Consider the following 5,720-nt stretch of genomic DNA (forward strand, 5'->3'; position numbering starts at 1 on the left):
TAAGGTCGAGACAATCCGATTCCTCACTAAGAGGGATCAGATGCGTGATCTGAGAGCTGCTGCTCGAATAAAGACGCGATTCAGGTTAAAAAACACCTCGAGCACTTCGACGACGAAATCCATCGGTGTGTAGTCATCGTTAAACAAGACCACCTTGTACATCGGCGGCGCCTGTAAAGCAGGCTTGGCCTCCTGGACAGCAATGCCTGCGGAATCGTCGTCGTGTAAATCCGGGCGATCCTGATTGAATGTTAGTCGAATCTGGCTGATTGCATGCATGGAAAGAAAGGTTCGTCAGTTGTGCAAATACAGTGGTGGGGGCTGCTCTGGAGGATTTCAACTCCGACTGCCTGGTCGCCTTGACTATCGGCAAAACGGTGTTACAACCAATAGAGCCCACAGTGGGTAAAAAAGGTCCGCGGAGTCAACTTTTTTCGAAGAAGTGACTGCGGATGAACTGGATGATACTCCAGTGATGGAGTCTGTTGCAGAGGGATATGGGTATGTCAGGCGTCAAGGTCAGTGGCAAGGTGAAATGGTTCAACAATGCCAAGGGTTATGGCTTCATCAACGAGGATGGTAAAAGCGAAGACCTGTTTGCCCATTACTCGGCCATTCAGATGGAAGGCTATAAAACCCTGAGAGCCGGCCAGGCAGTCGTCTTCGAAATCATCCAGGGACCCAAGGGCCTGCATGCCGTCAATATCGGCGCGCACCAGGAGACCTCCACCGCCGCCGCACCCGCCAAGTCACAGAACGCCACGGTCTGAACCGCGCCACCGCCAGACATGAAAAAGCCGCCCGCCTCAATCATCTGAGGCGGGCGGCTTTTTATCGCCTGCTTTAGCTTACATGTGCGAGATCAGGGCATCGCCGAAGCCCGAGGACGAGACCAGCTTGGCGCCTTCCATCAGGCGCTCGAAGTCATAGGTCACGGTCTTGGCGGAAATCGCGCCGTTGGTGCCCTTGATGATCAGGTCCGCCGCTTCGGTCCAGCCCATGTGGCGCAGCATCATTTCCGCCGAGAGGATCAGGGAGCCGGGGTTCACCTGGTCCTTGCCGGCATACTTGGGTGCAGTACCGTGGGTGGCTTCGAACATGGCCACGGTATCGGACAGGTTGGCACCGGGTGCGATACCGATACCGCCCACTTCCGCCGCCAGGGCATCGGAAAGATAGTCACCGTTGAGGTTGAGCGTCGCGATTACATCGTATTCGGCCGGACGCAGCAGGATCTGCTGGAGCATGGCGTCGGCGATGGCATCCTTGACGATGACATTCTTGCCGGTTTTCGGGTTCTTGAACTGCATCCACGGACCGCCATCGAGAAGCGTCGCACCAAACTCCTCGGCCGCCACTTCGTAGGCCCATTCCTTGAAGGCACCCTCGGTGAACTTCATGATGTTGCCCTTGTGGACGATGGTCAGCGAATCACGGTCGTTATCGACCACATATTGCAGGGCCTTGCGAGCCAGACGCTTGGTGCCTTGCAGGGAAACCGGCTTGACGCCGATGCCGCAATTTTCATCGAAGCGGATCTTGGTGACACCCATTTCCTCCTTGAGGAACTTGATGACCTTGGTGGCTTCCGGCGTACCGGCCTTCCACTCGATACCGGCGTAGATGTCTTCGGAGTTCTCGCGGAAGATCGTCATGTCCACATCGCCTGGTTTCTTGACCGGGCTGGGCACGCCATTGAACCAGCGCACAGGGCGCAGGCAGACGTACAGGTCCAGTTGCTGGCGCAGGGCCACGTTCAAGGAACGGATGCCGCCCCCGACCGGCGTGGTCAGCGGGCCCTTGATGGAAACCACGTAATCCTTGACTGCGTCCAGGGTTTCCTGGGGCAGCCAGGTGTCCTGGTCGTAGACCTGAGTCGCTTTTTCCCCGGCGTACACTTCCATCCAGGAAATCTTGCGCTCGCCGCCGTAAGCCTTTTTCACAGCAGCATCGACAACCTTGATCATGACCGGACTGATGTCGACACCAATGCCGTCACCTTCGATGAAGGGGATGATCGGGTTATTAGGAACATTGAGAGAATGGTCTGCATTGACGGTGATTTTGTCGCCGACGGCTGGAACCTGAATCTTCTTGTAACCCATGCTGAACTCCATTGATTGGATTGAACATCTGGCTTGGTTCGAGCGTAACCCAGTTAAATCGGCGCGCAAACCCTATGTTCCACTCATCTGCTGCAAAGCCGCGCAACAGGCGCGCTACAAGCCTGAAAGCAAAGGGAAAAACGCCAAAATCAAGCACGACGAATGACACCGCGCCACACTCGCCCCTGCGACCTTTAGACCAATGGACGAGCATCGTTGTGTATGAACCATCGGCAGATTGCCAGCTACCTATGTATAATGCCGCCGCTGACCACAGAGTCACCACGGCTGAGCGCTCAATGACGAGACCTTCCGCCAGACAAGCCGGGCTGTTACCGCACACCGGCCGTTCGACGCTCTACTGATGCACCCAACATCACCGCAAAGAAACCTCGACATTCGGTTCATGGATGACTTTTGAACGAACGCGCTTACCCGGCGCCCCTCGAGTTTCTGCGCATGCTTTAGCAAAGAAGAGAGAGTTAATCCGAATATGCCCACCCGCTCGAAGATCATCTATACCTTCACCGACGAAGCTCCAGCCCTCGCCACCTACTCCCTGCTGCCAATCATCGAGGCTTACACCGCCTCGGCCGATATCGCCGTTGAAACCCGCGACATCTCCCTTGCAGGGCGCATCCTGGCCAGCTTCCCCGAGCAACTGGGCGACAAAGCCGTAGCCGACCACCTCGCCGAACTGGGCGCCCTGGCCGTTACGCCTGAAGCCAATATCATCAAGCTGCCGAACATCAGTGCTTCGGTTCCGCAACTGCAAGCCGCCATCAAAGAACTGCAAGCCCAGGGCTACAACCTGCCGGACTATCCGGAAACCGTGACCTGCGATGCCGAGAAAGAAGCCAAGGCTCGTTACGACAAGGTCAAGGGCAGCGCCGTGAACCCGGTCCTGCGCGAAGGCAACTCCGACCGCCGCGCACCGCTGTCGGTCAAGAACTATGCACGCAAGCACCCGCACAAAATGGGCGCCTGGACTGCGGACTCCAAGTCCCATGTCGCGCACATGAGCAACGGTGACTTCTACGGCAGCGAAAAAGCCGCCCTGATCGACGCCGCCGGCGCCGTGAAGATCGAACTGATCGCACAAGATGGCACCACCACCGTCCTGAAGGAAAAAACCAGCGTTCAGGCTGGCGAGATCCTCGACTGCGCCGTGATGAGCAAAAACGCCCTGCGTGCCTTCATCGCCGCAGAAATCGAAAGCGCCAAGGCACAAGGCGTGCTGCTGTCGGTTCACCTCAAGGCCACCATGATGAAGGTCTCCGACCCGATCATGTTCGGCCAGATCGTTGCCGAGTTCTACAAAGACGCACTGGCCAAGCACGCTGACGTGCTGGCGCAGATCGGCTTCAACCTGAACAACGGCATTGGCGACCTGTACGCTCGCATCAAGACCCTGCCGGCCGAACAACAAGCGCAAATCGAAGCGGACATCCAGGCGGTCTACGCCGTTCGCCCTGCGCTGGCGATGGTCAACTCCGACAAGGGCATCACCAACCTGCACGTGCCGAGCGATGTCATCGTCGACGCCTCGATGCCTGCAATGATCCGTGACTCCGGCAAGATGTGGGGCACCGATGGCCAACTGCACGATACCAAGGCCGTCATCCCGGATCGCTGCTACGCCACCATCTACCAGGCCGTGATCGAAGATTGCAAAGCCAACGGTGCGTTCGATCCGACCACCATGGGCAGCGTGCCGAACGTTGGCCTGATGGCGAAAAAAGCCGAAGAGTACGGTTCCCACGACAAGACCTTCCAGATCAAGGCCAACGGCGTGGTCCGCGTGACCGACAGCAACGGTGCCCTGCTGATGGAACAGTCGGTTGAAGCCGGCGATATCTTCCGCATGTGCCAGACCAAGGACGCGCCGATCCAGGACTGGGTCAAGCTGGCCGTCAACCGCGCCCGCGCAAGCGCAACGCCAGCGATTTTCTGGCTGGACCCGATGCGTGCCCACGATGGCGTAGTGATCGAGAAAGTTCAGGCTTACCTGAAGGATCACGACACTGCCGGTCTGGACATCCAGATCATGGCACCGGTCGACGCAATGAAATACACCCTGCAACGCACCCGCGCAGGCAATGACACCATCTCGGTAACCGGTAACGTGCTGCGCGACTACCTGACCGACCTGTTCCCGATCATGGAACTGGGCACCAGCGCCAAGATGCTGTCGATCGTGCCACTGATGAACGGTGGCGGCCTGTTCGAAACCGGCGCCGGCGGTTCGGCTCCGAAGCACGTGCAACAACTGCTGGAAGAAAACTTCCTGCGCTGGGACTCCCTGGGTGAATTCCTGGCCCTGGCCGCCTCCCTTGAGCACCTGGGTGTGAATTACAACAACCCTAAAGCACTGGTTCTGGCCAAGACCCTCGACCAGGCCACCGGCCTGTTCCTGGACAACAACAAGTCGCCATCGCGCAAAGTCGGCAACATCGACAACCGCGGCAGCCACTTCTACCTGGCGCTGTACTGGGCCCAGGCCCTGGCCGCCCAGACCGAAGACACTGCACTGCAAGCGCAGTTCGCGACCCTGGCCAAGACCCTGACCGAGAACGAAGCGACCATCGTTGCCGAACTCAACGCCGTACAAGGCAAGCCAGTGGATATCGGCGGTTACTACCACGCCGATGCCGAACTGATCAGCAAGGCCATGCGTCCGAGCGCCACGCTCAACGCGGCGATCGCTGCGCTGGTTTAAAGTTGTAGGGAAACATCACCAACCCCGGCCCCGTGCCGGGGTTGGTGTTTCTGGCCTTTACACAAATTTAGCGGTAGAAAAACAACCCTGTGGGTGCGAGCCTGCTCGCGATTGCGGCATTTGATTCAACATTGATGTTGCCTGACCCACCGCTATCGCGAGCAGGCTCGCTCCCACACTGACTGCATTTCAACATTCAAAATCGAGGACACCCATGGACTGGAAACCCCACATCACCGTCGCCACCATCGTCGAAGACAACGGCCGCTTCCTGATGGTCGAAGAACTCAAGCATGGGCGCGTGGTACTCAATCAGCCCGCCGGTCACCTGGATCCGGACGAAACACTGACCGAAGCCGCCGTGCGTGAAACCCTCGAAGAAACCGGCTGGGACGTCGAACCGACCGGCGTACTGGGCATCTACCTCTATACCGCCCCAAGCAACGGTGTGACCTACCAACGGGTCTGCTTCATCGCCAAGGCGCTGAAACACCACCCCGACTATCAGCTGGATGACGGCATCGTCGGCGCCAAGTGGCTGACCCGCGACGAATTACTGCAACAACGGGACAACTGGCGCAGCGAGCTGATCATCCGCTGCATCGACGATTATCTGGACGGCAAACACTTCGATCTCGAACTGATCCGTCCTTCTCTTTAGCCTTGCGGGCTCCAGCCTGTTAGAATCGCGTCCTTTTTCAAGACACTCATTGAATCCCTATGCGTGATCCAGCCCCTTCTGACACAAAAAAGAAGCGCGTTATCGTCGGCATGTCCGGCGGCGTGGACTCTTCCGTTTCCGCTCTCCTGCTGATCGAGCAGGGTTATGAAGTGGAAGGCCTGTTCATGAAGAACTGGGAAGAGGACGACGGAACGGAATACTGCACCGCCATGGA

5 protein-coding genes and 2 pseudogenes are annotated in these 5,720 nt (G+C 57.9%); 5 read left to right on the forward strand and 2 right to left on the reverse strand.

The genetic code is table 11. The features are described 5' to 3' along the window. Positions 1–75: 75 nt before the first annotated feature. Positions 76–279, reverse strand: a pseudogene (locus tag ACQKP2_RS31410) (ATP-dependent Clp protease adaptor ClpS); the annotation flags it as partial. Between the two features lie 224 nt (positions 280–503). Between ACQKP2_RS31410 and cspD the strand changes: the two are divergent. Beyond that, the gene (gene cspD, locus ACQKP2_RS31415) at positions 504–770 is read left to right on the forward strand and encodes a cold shock domain-containing protein CspD (protein ID WP_427582183.1); all 267 of its coding nucleotides are present in this window, start codon (positions 504–506) and stop codon (positions 768–770) included. Positions 771–848: 78 nt separating this feature from the next. On the opposite strand, the gene icd is transcribed toward cspD, so the two are convergent. After that, entirely contained in the window at positions 849–2,105 is a 1,257-nt protein-coding gene (icd, locus tag ACQKP2_RS31420) for an NADP-dependent isocitrate dehydrogenase (protein WP_427582184.1), read from the reverse strand. Between icd and ACQKP2_RS31425 the strand changes: the two genes are divergently transcribed. The 4 genes and pseudogenes from ACQKP2_RS31425 to mnmA all read left to right on the forward strand — a co-directional run. Then, complete coding sequence (locus tag ACQKP2_RS31425) at positions 2,104–2,271, forward strand: hypothetical protein (RefSeq protein ID WP_427582185.1); 168 nt, start codon at positions 2,104–2,106, stop codon at positions 2,269–2,271. The two genes, icd and ACQKP2_RS31425, sit on opposite strands and share 2 nt — an antisense overlap. Before the next feature lie 327 nt (positions 2,272–2,598). After that, on the forward strand, positions 2,599–4,824 hold the full coding sequence (locus tag ACQKP2_RS31430; RefSeq protein WP_427582186.1) for an NADP-dependent isocitrate dehydrogenase: 2,226 nt from the start codon (positions 2,599–2,601) through the stop codon (positions 4,822–4,824). A gap of 214 nt (positions 4,825–5,038) precedes the next feature. Then, positions 5,039–5,485, forward strand: a complete 447-nt coding sequence (locus tag ACQKP2_RS31435; protein ID WP_427582187.1) for an NUDIX hydrolase — start codon at positions 5,039–5,041, stop codon at positions 5,483–5,485. A 59-nt stretch (positions 5,486–5,544) separates the two neighbouring features. Continuing rightward, a pseudogene (gene mnmA / locus ACQKP2_RS31440) lies at positions 5,545–5,720 on the forward strand (tRNA 2-thiouridine(34) synthase MnmA); the annotation flags it as partial.

This window comes from Pseudomonas sp. NPDC089569, assembly GCF_050280625.1.
Taxonomy (GTDB): domain Bacteria; phylum Pseudomonadota; class Gammaproteobacteria; order Pseudomonadales; family Pseudomonadaceae; genus Aquipseudomonas.

Excerpts from the sequence above, each read along its gene's own strand:
- ACQKP2_RS31425 (WP_427582185.1), top strand. The coding sequence starts at position 2,104 with ATGCTGAACTCCATTGATTGGATTGAACATCTGGCTTGGTTCGAGCGT.
- cspD (WP_427582183.1), top strand. The coding sequence starts at position 504 with ATGTCAGGCGTCAAGGTCAGTGGCAAGGTGAAATGGTTCAACAATGCC.
- ACQKP2_RS31430 (WP_427582186.1), top strand. The coding sequence starts at position 2,599 with ATGCCCACCCGCTCGAAGATCATCTATACCTTCACCGACGAAGCTCCA.
- icd (WP_427582184.1), bottom strand. The coding sequence starts at position 2,105 with ATGGGTTACAAGAAGATTCAGGTTCCAGCCGTCGGCGACAAAATCACC.
- ACQKP2_RS31435 (WP_427582187.1), top strand. The coding sequence starts at position 5,039 with ATGGACTGGAAACCCCACATCACCGTCGCCACCATCGTCGAAGACAAC.